General features: G+C 69.4%; 15 protein-coding genes. 6 read left to right on the forward strand and 9 right to left on the reverse strand.

The window, feature by feature from the left end; genetic code table 11:
- Positions 1-18: 18 nt before the first annotated feature.
- Both MRBLMI13_RS07535 and MRBLMI13_RS07540 read left to right on the forward strand, forming a co-directional pair.
- Positions 19-1,239 carry an ROK family protein gene (locus tag MRBLMI13_RS07535; RefSeq protein WP_367821557.1) on the forward strand — a complete coding sequence of 407 codons (1,221 nt, stop codon included), beginning with the start codon at positions 19-21 and terminating at the stop codon, positions 1,237-1,239.
- A 6-nt stretch (positions 1,240-1,245) separates the two neighbouring features.
- Complete coding sequence (locus tag MRBLMI13_RS07540) at positions 1,246-1,782, forward strand: 2'-5' RNA ligase family protein (RefSeq protein ID WP_367821559.1); 537 nt, start codon at positions 1,246-1,248, stop codon at positions 1,780-1,782.
- 114 nt (positions 1,783-1,896) lie between these two features.
- On the opposite strand, the gene MRBLMI13_RS07545 is transcribed toward MRBLMI13_RS07540, so the two are convergent.
- The 4 genes from MRBLMI13_RS07545 to MRBLMI13_RS07560 form a co-directional block, all read right to left on the reverse strand.
- Positions 1,897-3,255 (reverse strand): dihydrolipoamide acetyltransferase family protein, encoded by a 1,359-nt coding sequence (locus MRBLMI13_RS07545; protein WP_367821561.1) that lies wholly within the window; start codon positions 3,253-3,255, stop codon positions 1,897-1,899.
- A 36-nt stretch (positions 3,256-3,291) separates the two neighbouring features.
- Entirely contained in the window at positions 3,292-4,257 is a 966-nt protein-coding gene (locus tag MRBLMI13_RS07550) for an alpha-ketoacid dehydrogenase subunit beta (RefSeq protein WP_079114087.1), read from the reverse strand.
- Between the two features lie 11 nt (positions 4,258-4,268).
- Positions 4,269-5,396, reverse strand: coding sequence for a pyruvate dehydrogenase (acetyl-transferring) E1 component subunit alpha (gene pdhA, locus MRBLMI13_RS07555; RefSeq protein ID WP_367821563.1), 1,128 nt, complete (start codon positions 5,394-5,396; stop codon positions 4,269-4,271).
- 95 nt (positions 5,397-5,491) lie between these two features.
- Positions 5,492-6,559 carry a histidinol-phosphate transaminase gene (locus tag MRBLMI13_RS07560; protein WP_079113789.1) on the reverse strand — a complete coding sequence of 356 codons (1,068 nt, stop codon included), beginning with the start codon at positions 6,557-6,559 and terminating at the stop codon, positions 5,492-5,494.
- Positions 6,560-6,665: 106 nt separating this feature from the next.
- Here MRBLMI13_RS07560 and MRBLMI13_RS07565 point away from each other — a divergent pair, with 106 nt between their 5' ends.
- Positions 6,666-7,070 (forward strand): phage holin family protein, encoded by a 405-nt coding sequence (locus MRBLMI13_RS07565; RefSeq protein WP_042540493.1) that lies wholly within the window; start codon positions 6,666-6,668, stop codon positions 7,068-7,070.
- Between the two features lie 30 nt (positions 7,071-7,100).
- On the opposite strand, the gene MRBLMI13_RS07570 is transcribed toward MRBLMI13_RS07565, so the two are convergent.
- Together MRBLMI13_RS07570 and MRBLMI13_RS07575 are read right to left on the reverse strand one after the other, a co-directional pair.
- Positions 7,101-8,378 (reverse strand): hypothetical protein, encoded by a 1,278-nt coding sequence (locus MRBLMI13_RS07570; RefSeq protein ID WP_367821565.1) that lies wholly within the window; start codon positions 8,376-8,378, stop codon positions 7,101-7,103.
- Positions 8,375-8,638 (reverse strand): hypothetical protein, encoded by a 264-nt coding sequence (locus MRBLMI13_RS07575; protein WP_079113791.1) that lies wholly within the window; start codon positions 8,636-8,638, stop codon positions 8,375-8,377. The genes MRBLMI13_RS07570 and MRBLMI13_RS07575 overlap by 4 nt, the downstream gene beginning before the upstream one ends.
- A gap of 167 nt (positions 8,639-8,805) precedes the next feature.
- Between MRBLMI13_RS07575 and MRBLMI13_RS07580 the strand changes: the two genes are divergently transcribed.
- The gene (locus MRBLMI13_RS07580; protein ID WP_194285977.1) at positions 8,806-9,345 is read left to right on the forward strand and encodes a low molecular weight protein-tyrosine-phosphatase; all 540 of its coding nucleotides are present in this window, start codon (positions 8,806-8,808) and stop codon (positions 9,343-9,345) included.
- Entirely contained in the window at positions 9,342-10,724 is a 1,383-nt protein-coding gene (gene purB / locus MRBLMI13_RS07585) for an adenylosuccinate lyase (protein ID WP_079113792.1), read from the forward strand. Before MRBLMI13_RS07580 ends, purB begins: the two co-directional genes overlap by 4 nt.
- Positions 10,725-10,735: 11 nt before the next feature.
- Here the strand turns inward: purB and MRBLMI13_RS07590 are convergent, their stop codons facing one another.
- The 3 genes from MRBLMI13_RS07590 to MRBLMI13_RS07600 form a co-directional block, all read right to left on the reverse strand.
- On the reverse strand, positions 10,736-12,169 hold the full coding sequence (locus tag MRBLMI13_RS07590) for an MFS transporter (RefSeq protein WP_367821568.1): 1,434 nt from the start codon (positions 12,167-12,169) through the stop codon (positions 10,736-10,738).
- A 66-nt stretch (positions 12,170-12,235) separates the two neighbouring features.
- Positions 12,236-12,592, reverse strand: a complete 357-nt coding sequence (locus MRBLMI13_RS07595) for a hypothetical protein (RefSeq protein WP_367821570.1) — start codon at positions 12,590-12,592, stop codon at positions 12,236-12,238.
- A complete protein-coding gene (locus MRBLMI13_RS07600; RefSeq protein WP_367821572.1) occupies positions 12,589-13,239 on the reverse strand; it encodes an acyl-CoA synthetase in 651 nt (216 codons plus the stop codon). The genes MRBLMI13_RS07595 and MRBLMI13_RS07600 overlap by 4 nt, the downstream gene beginning before the upstream one ends.
- 307 nt (positions 13,240-13,546) lie before the next feature.
- Between MRBLMI13_RS07600 and MRBLMI13_RS07605 the strand changes: the two genes are divergently transcribed.
- On the forward strand, positions 13,547-14,482 hold the full coding sequence (locus tag MRBLMI13_RS07605; RefSeq protein WP_367821574.1) for a hypothetical protein: 936 nt from the start codon (positions 13,547-13,549) through the stop codon (positions 14,480-14,482).
- The last annotated feature ends 16 nt before the right edge of the window (positions 14,483-14,498 follow it).

Raw genomic sequence — 14,498 nt, forward strand, 5'->3', positions numbered from 1 at the left:
AGAGTGAGGTCAAGACCCGTGACAGAAGTCTCCGCAGGTCTGGGCACCGGGCGAGCCAGCGTCGGCGCCGTGCTCGACTTCGCCTGGGCGGCGGGCGAGTTCACCGCCACCGACGTCATGGCCTCGACGTCTCTGACGCGCTCGACGGCCATCGACGCGATCGACACCCTCGTCAGCGCCGCCGTGCTCCGTGAGCTTCCGAACGCGAGGGCCGCAGGCAGCTATCGCGCAGGGCGCCCCGCGCGACGCTTCGTGCTGGCATCCGATCTCGGTGTCGTGCTCGGCGTGGATGCCGGTGACAACCATGTCGCCGTCACCGTCTCCGATCTGCTCGACCGCACACTCGTGCACCACCGCACGGACATCGACTCGACCGAATCGGCGGCGGCGCGGCGCGCGACGGTGCTCGGCCAGATGGAGCAGGCACTCACCGAGGCGGGTGTCTCGAAGGATGACATCCTCGCGATCTGCGTCGGCGTCGCCGCTCCCGTGAATCGCGCAGGGGTCTCTCCCCCGCATCCCGACGGCTTCTGGGAGCGCACGAACCCGGGCCTCGCCGACGCACTGGCCGGCTGGGCGCCGGCCGTCGAGATCAAGAACGACGCTCAGCTCGCCGCTATCGCCGAGGGCTCGGTCGGGGCCGCAGTGGGATGCCGAGACTACGTCGCGCTGCTCGCCGGCGAGCGCTTCGGCGGGGGGGTCGTCGTCGACGGCCACGTGCTGCACGGCGCGCACGGCGGCGTCGGCGAAGGCATCGTGTTCGACCACATCGTGGGCGTGGGATCGGCCTTCGGTCTGAGCTACGCCCTGCAGGACGAGGTGCGTGCCGCCGTCGCGAGTGGCGAGGTCGACGCGAGCTCGCCGATCGGACGCCTCGCCGACGACGACCGCGTGGATCCGCGCGTCGTGCTGACAGCCGCCGCGTCGGGTGATGCCGATGCGCTGCTCGCGACCTCGCGCGTCGGCGCCACCCTCGCTCGGGTGGTCGGCGTTCTGGGAAGCATGTACGACCCGACGCGCGTGATCGTCTGCGGGGCAGTCGCCGAGAGCGTCGCTCCCGTGATCGCCGCCGCGCGCGAGGTCGTGCCGACCGAACTGCACCTGCCGGCTCCCGAGATCCTCGCCTCGACGCTCGGCGCCGAGGTCGTCTCGATCGGGGCCGTCACCACCGCCCGCATGGCCGCCCGCGAGGTGGCCGTGCCGCTGCTGGCGGAGCGGCGACTCAGCGCGGTGAGCTGAGGGCACGTGCGAGAGCCAGAGCCGCGGCGCTCCCCCTCGTCGATCGAGCTGCTGCTCGACCCGGATGCGGAGACCGCCGTCCGCGCCGAGTGGGATGCCCTCGCCGCACGCGGGCTCTCGAGCCTCGCGGGGCACACATCCGCGAGCAACCGCCCTCACGTCACGCTGGTCGCACGCATCGGCCTGTCGAAAGTGGACCTGGGGTGTCTGGCAGACATCGCATCGTTCCCCCTGACACTGGGGGCGCCCCTGCTCTTCGGCAGCGGCGAGCGTCGCGTGCTGGCCCGGAGCATCGTTCCCAGTGCGGAACTGCTGGACCTCCGCGAGAGTATCCTCGCCGCCGTCGGGGCCGGAGATGATGCCCCGCACACCGCGCCGGGCGAGTGGATGCCGCATGTCGCGCTCGCCCGCAGATTGCGGGTCCCGGGCCTCGCGGCGGCGCTCGACCTGATCGGCGGCGACATCCACGGTCACGCACATGCGGTGCGGCGCTGGGACCCCGACGTCGCCGCCGTCACGACCCTCGCGGAGCTACGGCTCTAGCGGGCACGCGTTCCGAGAACGGAAGCGGTCTAGCAGCCGCCGACATGTCGGGGCGCGAGGCACCGGCATCCCCGGGAATGCTCCTGGTCTCCCCTGCGCGGACGCCGGAGGACCTCACTCGACGAGGAGCGCGGGCTCCTCGAGAACCGATGCCACGTCGGCGATGAAGCGGCTCATGCCGTCGCCGTCGATCACGCGGTGGTCGAACGATCCGGCGACCGTGGTGACCCAGCGGGGGCGCACCTCGCCGTCGACGACCCACGGCTTCTGGCTGATCGTGCCCATCGCCACGATGCCCGCCTCGCCGGGGTTGATGATCGGCGTGCCGGCATCCATCCCGAAGACACCGATGTTGGTGATCGTGATCGTGCCGCCCTGCTGGTCGGCCGGGCTCGTCTTGCCCTCGCGGGCGGTGAGCGTCAGCCGGTTCAGCGCGCGGGCGAGGTCCTTCATGCTGAGATCCTGCGCGTCCTTGATGTTCGGCACGAGCAGACCGCGAGGCGTGGCCGCGGCGATGCCGAGGTTCACGTAGTGGCGCACGGCGATCTCGGCGCCGCCCTCGGTCTCGATCCAGGCGGCGTTGACCATCGGGGTGCGACGCGCAGCCCAGATCACGGCACGGGCCATGATCAGCAGCGGGGAGACGCGGATGTCGGCGTAGTCGGGCGACGCCTTGAGGCGCTTGACGAGTTCCATCGTGCGGCTCGCGTCGATCTCCTTCCACACCGTCACGTGCGGGGCGGAGTACGCGCTCTGCACCATCGCCGACGAGGTCGCCTTGCGCACTCCCTTGACCGGGATCGACTCGGTGCGATCGTCGCTCCGGCCGGAGGCGGATGCCGGGGCCGGTGACAGCCCGCGGGCGAGACCCGACGGGGCGCTTTGCGGCGCGGGCACGGTCTCTTCGCGCACGGCGCCCCACTCGGGCGTCTCGATGTTGCGGAAGACGCTGGCCTGCTGTGCGTGGGTCATCACGTCGTCGCGGGTGACCTCGCCGTCGGCGCCGGTGGGCGTGACGGTCGTGAGGTCGACGCCCAGGTCGCGAGCGAGTTTGCGGATCGGCGGCTTCGCGATCACACCGACCGACGAGCGAACGGGGCGCTCGGCCGGTCGCTTGCGCCGCGAGGTCGCACCGCCGCCCGTGCCGTAGCCGACGAGCACCGAGCCGCCACCCTCTTCGGGCGCGGGAGCCTCGGCCGTGGCGATCACGCCCGGACCGGCATCGTCACGGGCATCCGTCACGAAGGTGATGATCGGCGAGCCGACCTCGACCGTCGCGCCCTCTGCGGCGAGCAGCTCACCGACGACGCCGGCGTGCGGCGAGGGCAGCTCGACGAGCGACTTGGCCGTCTCGATCTCGCAGATCACGTCGTTGATGGCGACGGTGTCACCGGGCGCGACCTTCCACGCCACGATCTCGGCCTCGGTCAGGCCCTCGCCCACATCGGGGAGGTTGAAGTTCTGCGTGCTCATGTGCGGTCCTTTCGGAACGGCGAGATCGGGGTGAGATCAGTAGGCGAGGGAGCGGTCGACGGCCTCGAGGATGCGGTCGGCATCCGGAAGGTAGGTGCCCTCGAGCTTCGCGGGCGGGAACGGGGTGTCGTACCCCGAGACCCGCAGCACCGGGGCCTCGAGTGCATAGAAGGCACGCTCCATGACCGTGGCCGCGATCTCGCTGCCGATGCTGACGAAGCCCTGCGCCTCCTGCGCGTAGACCATGCGTCCGGTCTTGCGCACCGAGCTCAGGATCGGCTCGTAGTCCACCGGCGACAGCGAACGCACATCGACGACCTCGCAGCTGGTGCCCTCGGCCTCGGCGAGCGCGGCCGCCTGCAGCAGCGTCGTCACCATCGCGCCGTGTCCGACGAGCGTCACGTCCGAGCCGGTGCGCACGACGCGAGACGAGTGCAGCGGGGCGGCCGAGGCGTCGAGCTCGACCTCGCCCTTCTGCCAGTAGCGGCTCTTGGGCTCCATGAAGATGACCGGGTCGTTCGACGCGATGGCCTCCTGGATCATCCAGTACGCGTCGTTCGGCGTGGAGGGCGAGACCACCCGCAGTCCGGGGGTGTGCGCGAAGTACGCCTCCGGGCTCTCCTGGTGGTGCTCGACGGCACCGATGTGTCCGCCGTAGGGGATGCGGATCACGATCGGCAGGCTCAGCTTGCCCTCGTGCCGGTTGGTGAGCTTGGCGAGCTGCGTCGTGATCTGGTCGAACGCGGGGAACACGAATCCGTCGAACTGGATCTCGATCACCGGGCGGAACCCGGTCATCGCGAGCCCGATCGCCGTTCCGACGATCCCCGACTCGGCGAGCGGCGTGTCGAGCACGCGCTTGTCGCCGAAGTCGCGCTGCAGGTGCTCGGTCACGCGGAAGACGCCGCCGAGCTTTCCGATGTCCTCGCCCATGAGCAGGACTCTGGAGTCGTCTTCCATGGCCCGGCGCAGGCCCGAGTTGAGGGCCTTGCTGAGGGGCATCGTCTCGAGGGTCACTTGCTGTCTCCTTCGAACGATGCCTCGTACTGCCTGTGCCAGGCCTTCTGCTCCGCGATGAGCGGATGCGGGTCGCTGTACACATGGTCGAAGATCAGGTCTGCGGCGGGCGACCCGAGTTCGACGCTGCGCGAACGCAGGTCTTCGGCGGCGTCTGCCGCCTCGGCATCCACATCGGTGAAGAACTGCCCGGCCGCTCCCCTGTTCTCCAGGAACGCGCGCATGCGATCGATCGGGTCGCGCTGCGCCCATGACTGCTCTTCGTCGGAGCCGCGGTACTTCGTGGGGTCGTCACTGGTGGTGTGCGCGCCGAGACGGTAGGTGACCGCCTCGATCGCACGGGGACCCCCACCGCTGCGGGCCTCGTCGAGGGCGACTCGCGAGACGGCGTAGCTGGCGAGCACGTCGTTGCCGTCGACGCGCACGCTGGGGATGCCGTAGCCGGCGCTGCGCTCGACGAGCGGCACCCGCGACTGCGTCGACACGGGCACGGAGATCGCCCAGTGGTTGTTCTGCAGGAAGAACACGGTGGGCGCCTGGTAGCTCGCCGCGAAGACCATCGCCTCGTGCACGTCGCCCTGGCTCGATGCCCCGTCGCCGTAGTAGACGATGACCGCTTCATCCTTGTCGAGGTCGCCGGTGCCGGATCGCCCATCGAAGTTGAGCCCCATGGCGAATCCGGCGGCGTGCAGCACCTGCGAGCCGAGAACGAGAGTGTAGAGACGGGTGTTGCCGTTCTTCGGGTCGGTCGGGTCCCAGCCGCCATGCGAGACGCCGCGCATGAGCTTGATGATGTCGACGGGGTCGACGCCGCGGATCCGCGTCACGGCGTGTTCGCGATACGACGGGAAGATGGTGTCCTGCGCGCGGGCGGCGCGGGCGGAACCGACCTGAGCGGCCTCCTGCCCACGACTCGGCGGCCACAGGGCGAGCTGCCCCTGACGCTGCAGGTTGGTCGCCTGGGTGTCGATCGCGCGGATGACCACCATGTCGCGGTAGAACTGCTCGAGCTCGGCGTCGCTGATCGCCTCGATCAGGGACAGATATTGCTCGGCAGCCGGACTCGGCGTGAAGCGGCCGTCCTGATCCAGGACGCGTACGAGTTCAGTCTCTGGCAAGGTCACGGTGCCACGCTACCGCCGTGCGCATGCTCGGGCACGCATACCTAGGACGTCCTCGCATCTGCCGGGAAACCGGAGAACAGGGCGCCCCGAGCCCGTCAGAGCTGCGTCGCGGCGACCTCGAGAACGCGATCGACCGATGCTTCTTCGCCGACCGAGATGCGGATGCCGTCGCCCGGGAAAGGGCGCACGATGAGGTCGGCCGAGACGAACGCCGCGGCGACGTCGACGGTGCGCTCGCCGGTGGGCAGCCAGATGAAATTGGCCTGACTGTCGGGCACGTCCCAGCCCTGCGTGCGGAGGCCCTCGACCAGACGGGTGCGGCGCTCGACGATCACCGCGACGCGCTCGAGCAGCTCGGACTCGGCATCGAGGCTGGCGATCGCGGCGTTCTCGGCCGCCGACGTCACCGAGAGCGGGATGCCGGTGGTGCGCGCGGCGTCGAGCACCTTCTCGTTGCCGATCGCGTAGCCGATGCGCAGGCCCGCGAGACCGTAGGCCTTCGAGAAGGTGCGCAGCACCACGACGTTCGGATGCCGTTCGAAGACGCGCTCTGCGAGGCCGTCGACCGCGCCCGGCGCGGTCACGAACTCGGCGTAGGCCTCGTCGAGGATGATCAGCACGTCGGTGGGGACGCGCTCGACGAACGTCGCGAAGTCGTCGCTCGTGATGATCGGCCCGGTCGGGTTGTTCGGGGTGCACAGGATGACCGCGCGGGTGCGCTCGGTCACCGCATCGGCCATCGCGTCGAGGTCGTGGCGCGAGTCGGCGGTCAGAGGCACCTGCACTCCGGTCGCACCGGCGACGAGCGGCAGGCTCGGGTAGGCCTCGAACGAGCGCCACGCGTAGACGACCTCGTCGCCGACCGAAGAGGTGGCGAGGATCAGCTGGTGGAGGATCGAGACACTGCCCGCGGCGACGTGCACCTGCTCGGGAGCGACCGCGTAGCGGACGCCCAGCCGCTCGCGCAGCCGACCGGCGGTGGCATCCGGGTAGCGGTTGATCGGCGTCGTGTGCTGCAGCGCCGCGGCGACGGAGGGAAGCGGCTCGAACGGGTTCTCGTTGCTCGAGAGCTTGTAGGCGTCGGGGCCCGCCTGCTTGCCCTGTCGGTACGGCGCCAGGGCGGCGATGGCGGGGCGGATGCGCGGCAGGATCGGGTCGGTCACAAGGATGAGTCTAGATTCTGCGCCTTCCCGGTGCCGCAGGCGACCGATAGCGGTCGAGAGATTGGCGAGTGTCTTCGTGCACCTCGCATGGAAGACTGGGATGACTATGCGCTTCATCATCCGAGTCGTCGTCAACGCGTTCGCCCTGTGGGTCGTGACGCTGATCCCCGCCCTGCAGGTGCAGATCACGGCGTTCGCGCCGGGCGAGACCCTGCAGCTCGTGCTGACCCTGCTCGCGGTCGCCGCGATCTTCGCGCTCGTGAACACCTTCATCGGCACGGTGGTGAAGATCGTCGCGTTCCCCCTGTACATCCTCACCCTCGGTCTCATCGGGTTCGTGATCAACGGGTTCCTGCTGTGGCTCACCGCCTGGATCACGAGCAGCTTCGACTGGGGTCTCACGGTCGGCAGCTTCTGGTGGGGCGTGCTCGCCGCGCTCATCATCTCGCTGATCAACGGCGTCTTCGGCTTCATCCTGCGCCCGCAGAGCAAGAAGCAGCGCCGCGACTGACGGGGAGACCGCGCATCCCCGGCGCGTCCCTCATTCGATGCGCTCGGCCTGATACTCGGTGCGCTCGATCACCTCGGCCGCGTCGAGCTCGCTCCAGAACTCGTCCACCGCGTCCATCCGGGGATCGCTCAGGTCGTCTGCGAACCTCGCGGTGTCTCGGTACGTCTCCAGGTGATGCGCGTCGACCACGAGGTCGTCGAGCGTGTCATTCGGGTTCGCTTCCGTCGAGATGGTGACGCTGTCGTCCGACCCTGTGCCCTCGGGTGACCCTCCGCCGGCCAGCGCCGAGACCGGGTCGTTCGTGTGACGCAGCTGGATGATGGTCTGATCGTCGTCGAGGGTCGGCTCGACCGGGCTCCCCGCGGTGATCTGCATCTGCACGTCGAACTCGCTCTCCATCGCGAGGTGCGCGGCGACCATCCCCGATTGCGAGTGAGCCACGACGTCGACCTCGTCACCGGGCTCGGCGCCCGCGGCCCTCAGCGCGTCGATTGTCGACTGATACGACGCCGATCGCTGCCCGGTGTAGAGCTGGAGGTTGGACTTCGAGTCCCACGGCTCCTTTCCTCCCCACCCGACGCTCTGCGTTCCCTCCAGATAGGCGACGAACTTCGTCGTGCCGTCGGCGAAGGAGTACTTCTCGACGGCGACCTGCGCCCCCGCGGTGGTCGGCATGCGCCCGAAGGCTCCCGCCAGGCCCGACGGCGCACCGGTCGGTGACGACGTCGTGACCGGCGAGACCGAGACGGGGTCGGCCTTGCCCCGCAGAGTCTCGCCGGGGAGCACCTTGCCCAAGCCCGACACCACCCCCACCATCGCCACGGTCCTGAACACCTCGTCATACAGCGCGGGCGTCACGAGGTTGCCGGTCAGTCCCTCGAAGCGCTCGGCGCGCCACTGGGCGATCACCTCATCGGCCATCGCCCGGATGCGGTCATCCGACGCCGCGAGCCGATCGGCCCGGCGCAACAGCCGCTGCGCCGTGCTCGGATCGGTCTGCGCGAGCATCTCGGCCTCGGCTCGCAGCTCGACGTACTCGTAGGCATCGGCCATGAGCAGGGTGGAGCTGGCGGTCTCCCGGCACTCGGAGTGCAGGCGAGACACGTGCTGACCCGACGCCCACAGCCCGACCGTGTCGACGTGCGCGCTCAAGCCCGGAGTGTCGACGATGATCCGATGCGCCCGCATGATCGCGGAGTGCGCATCGTCATAGCGGCAGGCGACGGCATCCACACGTCGAGCGACGTCGCGCAGCGCGTCGGGGTCGACCGAGATCGCTCCGCCATGATCGATGGTCAGCCCGCTCACGAGGCGTCGATCCGCTCAGCCTCGGATTCGCGGCTGCGCATCTCGGACGCCTCGACACGAGCGCCCTGTCGAAGCTCGTCGAGCGAGCGCTGCATCGCGCGCACTCCGTCGGAGTGCCAGTCGGTGTCGGAGGCGAGGACGGCGAGCGACGCGCGCACGTCGTCGAGCGCCTCGACGGCGGTGCGGAGGGCTGCCAGGGTCTGCGCCCTCGCCCAGGCGGTCTCGCCCGCGCCGGTCTGCGTGAGTGCAAAGGAGTACATGCGCCCAGCATCCGCCATGGCCCGCCGAGTCCGAGATCGGAGTCGCCCGGATCGGCGGAGACCGTGGGGGGATCGCTCGACCCCTGCGGTGGTGCAGAACGGGTGCACCACGCCCGGCCGGGATACCCGGCATCGCACGATCGGCCTTCGACGGGCAGAATAGGACGGTGACATCCCCGGATCCCTTCCGCGTGATCTTCGTGTGCACGGGGAACATCTGCCGCTCTCCGATGGCAGAGGTGGTGTTCCGCGATCTCGCGGAGCGACAGGGACTCGGCTCGCGGATCGTGTCGCGCAGCGCCGGAACGGGTGACTGGCACCTCGGCGAACGGGCCGATCATCGCACGCTCGATTCCCTCGCCCGCCGTGGCTACGACGGCTCGCAGCATCGCGCGAAGCAGTTCACCTTCGCCTCCTTCTCGGAGAACGATCTGGTCGTCGCCCTCGACCGCACGCACGAGCGCATCCTGCGTGAGTGGGCGCACGATGAGGACGAAGAGGGCAAAGTCACCCTGCTGCTCGCCTTCGACCCCGACGCCCGGAGCCAGGATGTGCCCGACCCCTACTACGCCGGCGCCGAGATGTTCGATTCGGTGCTCGGTATGATTGAGACCGCGACTCGCGGGCTGTTCCGCCAGCTCGAGCCGGCTCTTCGCCAGCCCCGCACGCCCCGCACTCCCGGGGCCCGATCAGGAGGACTCCCCTGACTTTCCAGCCTTCGCTCCCGCCCCAGCCCCTGAGCCCCCTCGACGGTCGCTATCGCGGCGCCGTCACCGGCCTCGCCGACTTCCTCTCGGAGGCGGGTCTGAACCGCGCCAGGGTCGAGGTCGAGGTGGAGTGGCTGATCGCGCTCACCGACCGCTCGCTCTTCGAGACGAGCCCGCTGTCGGATGCCGACAAGGAGCGGCTGCGCGCCCTCTACCGCGACTTCGGACAGGCCGAGATCGACTGGCTCGCCGAGAAGGAGGCCGTCACCCAGCACGACGTCAAGGCGATCGAGTACCTGGTGCGCGACCGCCTGAGCGCGCTCGGCCTCGACAGCATCGCCGAGCTCACGCACTTCGCCTGCACGAGTGAGGACATCAACTCCGCCTCGTACGCGCTCACCGTGAAGCGCGCGGTCGAAGAGGTCTGGCTCCCCGCGCTCGACGTCGTGATCGCCAAGCTCCGTGAACTGGCCGCCGAGCACGCGGATGCCGCGATGCTCTCCCGCACCCACGGACAGCCGGCCACCCCGTCGACCATGGGCAAGGAGATCGCCGTCTTCGCGTGGCGTCTCGAGCGCGTGCGCGCGCAGATCGCGGCATCCGACTACCTCGCCAAGTTCTCGGGCGCGACCGGCACCTGGTCTGCGCACCTCGCGGCCGACCCCGACGCCGACTGGCCCACGATCTCGCGTGAGTACATCGAGGGTCTCGGGCTCGGCTTCAACCTGCTGACCACGCAGATCGAGTCGCACGACTGGCAGGTCGAGCTCTACGACCGGGTGCGTCACGCCGGCGGGATCCTGCACAACCTCGCGACCGACATCTGGACCTACATCTCGCTCGGCTACTTCGCACAGATCCCCGTCGCGGGTGCGACCGGTTCGTCGACGATGCCGCACAAGATCAACCCGATCCGGTTCGAGAACGCCGAGGCGAACCTCGAGATCTCGGGTGCTCTGCTCGCATCGCTCGGTCAGACCCTCGTCACGAGCCGCCTGCAGCGCGACCTCACCGACTCGACGACGCAGCGCAACATCGGCGTCGCCTTCGGTCACTCGCTGCTCGCGATCGACAACCTGCGCCGCGGACTGAACGCGATCTCGCTCTCGCGCGACGTGCTGCTCGCCGATCTCGACGTGAACTGGGAGGTTCTCGCAGAGGCCATCCAGACCGTCATCCGCGCCGAGGTCGTCGCCGGCCGCTCGTCGATCACCGACCCCTACGCTCTGCTCAAGGAGCTGACCCGAGGACACCGCGTCGGCGCTGCAGAGCTGGCGGAGTTCGTCGACGGGCTCGAGATCGGCGACGCCGCGAAGCAGCGTCTGCTCGCACTCACCCCCGCGTCGTACACCGGCATCGCCGAGCAGCTCGCGAAGTAACCCGCCGAACGCTACGGGCGCGGCTCTGCGGAGTGCGCGCCCGCAGAGTCGCGCGGCATGAACGCCGCAGCGACCAGGGTCAGCACGGCCACCACGGCCGCGGCGATGAACACCCAGACGGATGCCGAGATGATGGTCGCCGGATCATCCGGGCCGGCGCCCTGCGCGATCACCGAGTTCGAGATCGCGCCGAACACGGCCACGCCGAGCGCGCTGCCGGCCGACCGGGCGAAGGCGTTCATGCCGGTGACGGCTCCGCGCTCCCCCCATCCGACCGACGCCTGAGCGGCGATCAGCGTGGGAGCAGCGCTCCACCCCAGGCCGAAGCCGAGCACGAACGCGACCGCCGCGATCGAGAACGGGTTGGGCCACGGAGAGACCACCGCGAGCGCGATCGCTGCGACGGCCGTGATCGACATGCCCGTGAGCGCGGTGCGCCGGAATCCGATCCTCATGTACAGCCGCCCCGCGTTCGCGGCGGCGAGCGGCCAGCCGAGGGTGAGCGCCGCGACCGCCAGCCCCGACAGCAGCGGCGCGATGCCGATGGAGCCCTCGAGATAGGCGGGCGCGAAGCTCGTGACTCCGGTCATCAGGGCGCCGATGCCCAGTGAGACGATCGTGGTCGTGAGGATCAGCGGCCTCGCGGCCAGGCGCAGGTCGACGATCGGCTCGGCGGCACGTCGCTCGACGAGCCCGAAGGCCACGAGCGCAGCCGCACCCGACCCGAAGCAGACGGCGCTGGGGATCGAGAGCCAGGCCCAGGCGTTGCCGCCCTCGAGCATGCCCAGAATCAGGCCGGTGAGTCCGACGGTCAGGAGCACGGCGCCGGCGTAGTCGATGCGATGCTGCTGCGTCTGCTTCTCTTCGTGGTACTTGCGCAGCAGCATCCATCCCGCGATCAGGCACAGCGGGATGTTGACCCAGAAGATCCACCGCCACGCGTCGAGCTGGGCGAAGATGCCGCCGAGCGCAGGGCCGACGACGGACGAGATCGCCCAGACGGATGCGATGTATCCCTGCACCTTGGCGCGCTCGGCGACGGTGTAGATGTCGCCCACGATCGTCATCGACATGGGTGCGACGGCGCCTGCGCCGAGACCCTGGATGATGCGGAAGACGATCAAGGCCGTCATGCTCCAGGCGAAGCCCGAGAGCAGGGAGCCGAGCAGGAACAGCGCGATTCCGAGCAGGATGATCGGCTTGCGGCCGACGGTGTCGGCGAAGCGCGAGTAGATCGGCACGCTGACCGCCTGCGCGAGCAGGTACACCGAGAAGAGCCAGGGGAACTGCTGATAGCTGCCCAGGTCGCGCACGATGCTCGGCACCGCGGTCGCGAGGATCGTCGCGTCGATCGCGATCAGGCCGGTGGCGAGCATGAGCGCCCCGAGCACGGGGCCCCGTTCCGACCGGAGTCCGATGGAGGCGCGATCGATCGAGGCAGTCACTACAGGGACAAGCCGTCGCAGCCCGGGGCTATTCCGGTCGGGTCGGAGAAACCCGCGATCATCATGTCAGGAGGAGGACGACGTGCGGTCCGGCTTGTCGGAGTCCGGTTCGTCTGACGTCTCGGGGTCGAAGAGCACGGGACGGTCGACCGTCTTGGCGACGTCGGCGGGGTCGACCACGAGGATCAGCATCGCCAGGAACAGCAGCGTGACGATGAACGCTCCGCCGCCCACCACGAGACCGAGCGCGATCGGAGTGAGGCCGTCGTAGGTGCCGCTCGCGATCGCGTTGTTGACGCGGGCGGTGAACGCTCCCGTCGACACGAGCGTCACCACGGCGGCGAAGATTCCGCAGCCGAGGGCGATTCCCAGCAGGTGAAGAGGGCGCAGGATGTCGCGCCGGGTGGGCTTCTCGTCGCTCATCGCTCTCCTCCGTGCCCGGCGGGGGCGGGGTCGTTCTCGGTCGTGCGCCCCTCGGCGACAGCATCCGCTCGCTTCGGGGTGAGACCGGCGATGCCGAGGAAGACGGCGACGATCGCCGCATATCCGCCGAACATGCCGACGCCGAGGATGATGCCGGTGAGTTGGAACGCACCGGCTCCGTCGATCTCGTACGGCTGCACGAAGCCGGCCGGGATCGCGATCAGCAGCACGGCCAAGAGCAGCCCGAACGCGCCGAGGGTGATCGAGTCGCGTGCGTTCGCCTCGCCGGCTCTGCGCGCACGCAGCCCGACGACGAGTTCGAGGACGCCGGTCGTCACCGACCAGGCGATGACGACGACGAAGAAGACGTCTTCGGTTCGCCAAGCGGGCACACCGGCGATCATGCCGGCGACGAAGCTCAGCAGCGCGAAGACGACGGACGGCCAGCGCTGGCCGGCCGGATAGACGAGCCACGTGGCGACGATCATCACGAGGCCGGTCGTGAGCACGAACCCGCTGAAGACGGAGAGACCGACGGCCGCCGAGTGATCAGGCGAGAAGGTGATCATCACGGCTGCGGCGGCGGCGAAGAGCGCGCGCAGCAGCTGAACGTGACGCACGGTGAACGCGCGGGCAGGGGCAGACATGAAGATCGAGAATCCTCCGGGGGTGTTCCCCCCAGTCTACGCGGGGGCGCTGAGTGGGCGCCGACACCGGAGAGGTGTTCGCGGGGCCCGATGGATCTCCCCAGATCGATCACCAGGCCCCGCGACAGAACGCAGCGACGGGGGCGACACTGCGTTGTGGACCGAGACGCCGTGAGGTCGGGCACCCTGCTCACGATTGCTCAGCCCAGTAGACCCCAGAAATAGCACCTCGTCCCCTACGCGATGCTGGTGTGGTCGTAAGCTCACTCTAGAACGCGATTCTTCACATACCGGAGGGGGTGCTGTGATGAGCATGGAAAGTGGCATTCGCCGATATGCCGATGTATTCGCGGCGTCCTTCCGAGACGCGATCAATGCACGTGGATTGACCCTCGCCCGGCTGCACGAGCAGCTGCGCGCTCGCGGCAACAGCGTGTCGATGGCGACGCTCAGCTACTGGCGCTCCGGAGCACGCCGCCCCGAAGGGGCCCAGTCGATGGCCGCCCTCGGCGACATCGAGCAGCTTCTGCACCTCGAGCCCGGCTCGCTCACCGCACTGCTCGGCACGACGAACCGCACCGGCCCCCTCGGCCCCAATCTGTTCCCCCTCGACGAGCGGGAACTCGAGGAGGCCGTCAAAGAGGCGTTCGCCGCCCTCGGCGCCGAGTACCCCGACACATCACGCGAACTCACGACGCACTCCGTGACGGACGTGGATGCCGCCGGCAACGTGTCGTACTCCATCACCCGCAGCATCGTGCAGTCGACCGTCGGGACGGTCGTGTCGATCCCGTTCCTGGAGATGACGCCGGGCATCAGCACGCCAGCCCCCTTCATCGAGGCTGTGGCCGGGGGACGCATCTCCGCGCGCTACTCGCATCCGAACGGCGAGGTGCACGGCGTCCTGTTCGAGCTCGACGTGCCACTGACCGCGCCGAGCACCGCGATGGTGGAGTGGTCGGTCGCCTACCCGCCCGACTATCCGCCGCAACGGGAGACGGGTCACGCCGTCGCCCGGCAGTGCCGAGAGCTGCTGGTGTGGACGCGGTTCCACCCCGACGCACTCCCCGACCGCATCGAGGAGCGCGTCGAGACCCCGGACGGCTCGAAGCTCACCGAACTGTCTCTGGAGGGCCGCACGTCCGTGCACCAGGTGCGACGCGCGTTCGGCCCGGGGCTTCTCGGCGTCGCCTGGAGCTACGCGGACGGCGCTGATCCCCGGAACCTGAACACCGACGCCTGACCCCCGGCACCTGACC

This window comes from Microbacterium sp. LMI13-1-1.1, from assembly GCF_040815625.1.
Classification (GTDB): Bacteria; Actinomycetota; Actinomycetes; order Actinomycetales; family Microbacteriaceae; genus Microbacterium; species Microbacterium forte.

Bases quoted from the DNA above. Each gene is read 5' to 3' on its own strand.
- MRBLMI13_RS07565 (WP_042540493.1), top strand. From the start codon at position 6,666: ATGCGCTTCATCATCCGAGTCGTCGTCAACGCGTTCGCCCTGTGGGTC.
- MRBLMI13_RS07575 (WP_079113791.1), bottom strand. From the start codon at position 8,638: ATGTACTCCTTTGCACTCACGCAGACCGGCGCGGGCGAGACCGCCTGG.
- MRBLMI13_RS07545 (WP_367821561.1), bottom strand. From the start codon at position 3,255: ATGAGCACGCAGAACTTCAACCTCCCCGATGTGGGCGAGGGCCTGACC.
- MRBLMI13_RS07605 (WP_367821574.1), top strand. From the start codon at position 13,547: ATGAGCATGGAAAGTGGCATTCGCCGATATGCCGATGTATTCGCGGCG.
- MRBLMI13_RS07600 (WP_367821572.1), bottom strand. From the start codon at position 13,239: ATGTCTGCCCCTGCCCGCGCGTTCACCGTGCGTCACGTTCAGCTGCTG.
- MRBLMI13_RS07550 (WP_079114087.1), bottom strand. From the start codon at position 4,257: ATGCCCCTCAGCAAGGCCCTCAACTCGGGCCTGCGCCGGGCCATGGAA.
- MRBLMI13_RS07595 (WP_367821570.1), bottom strand. From the start codon at position 12,592: ATGAGCGACGAGAAGCCCACCCGGCGCGACATCCTGCGCCCTCTTCAC.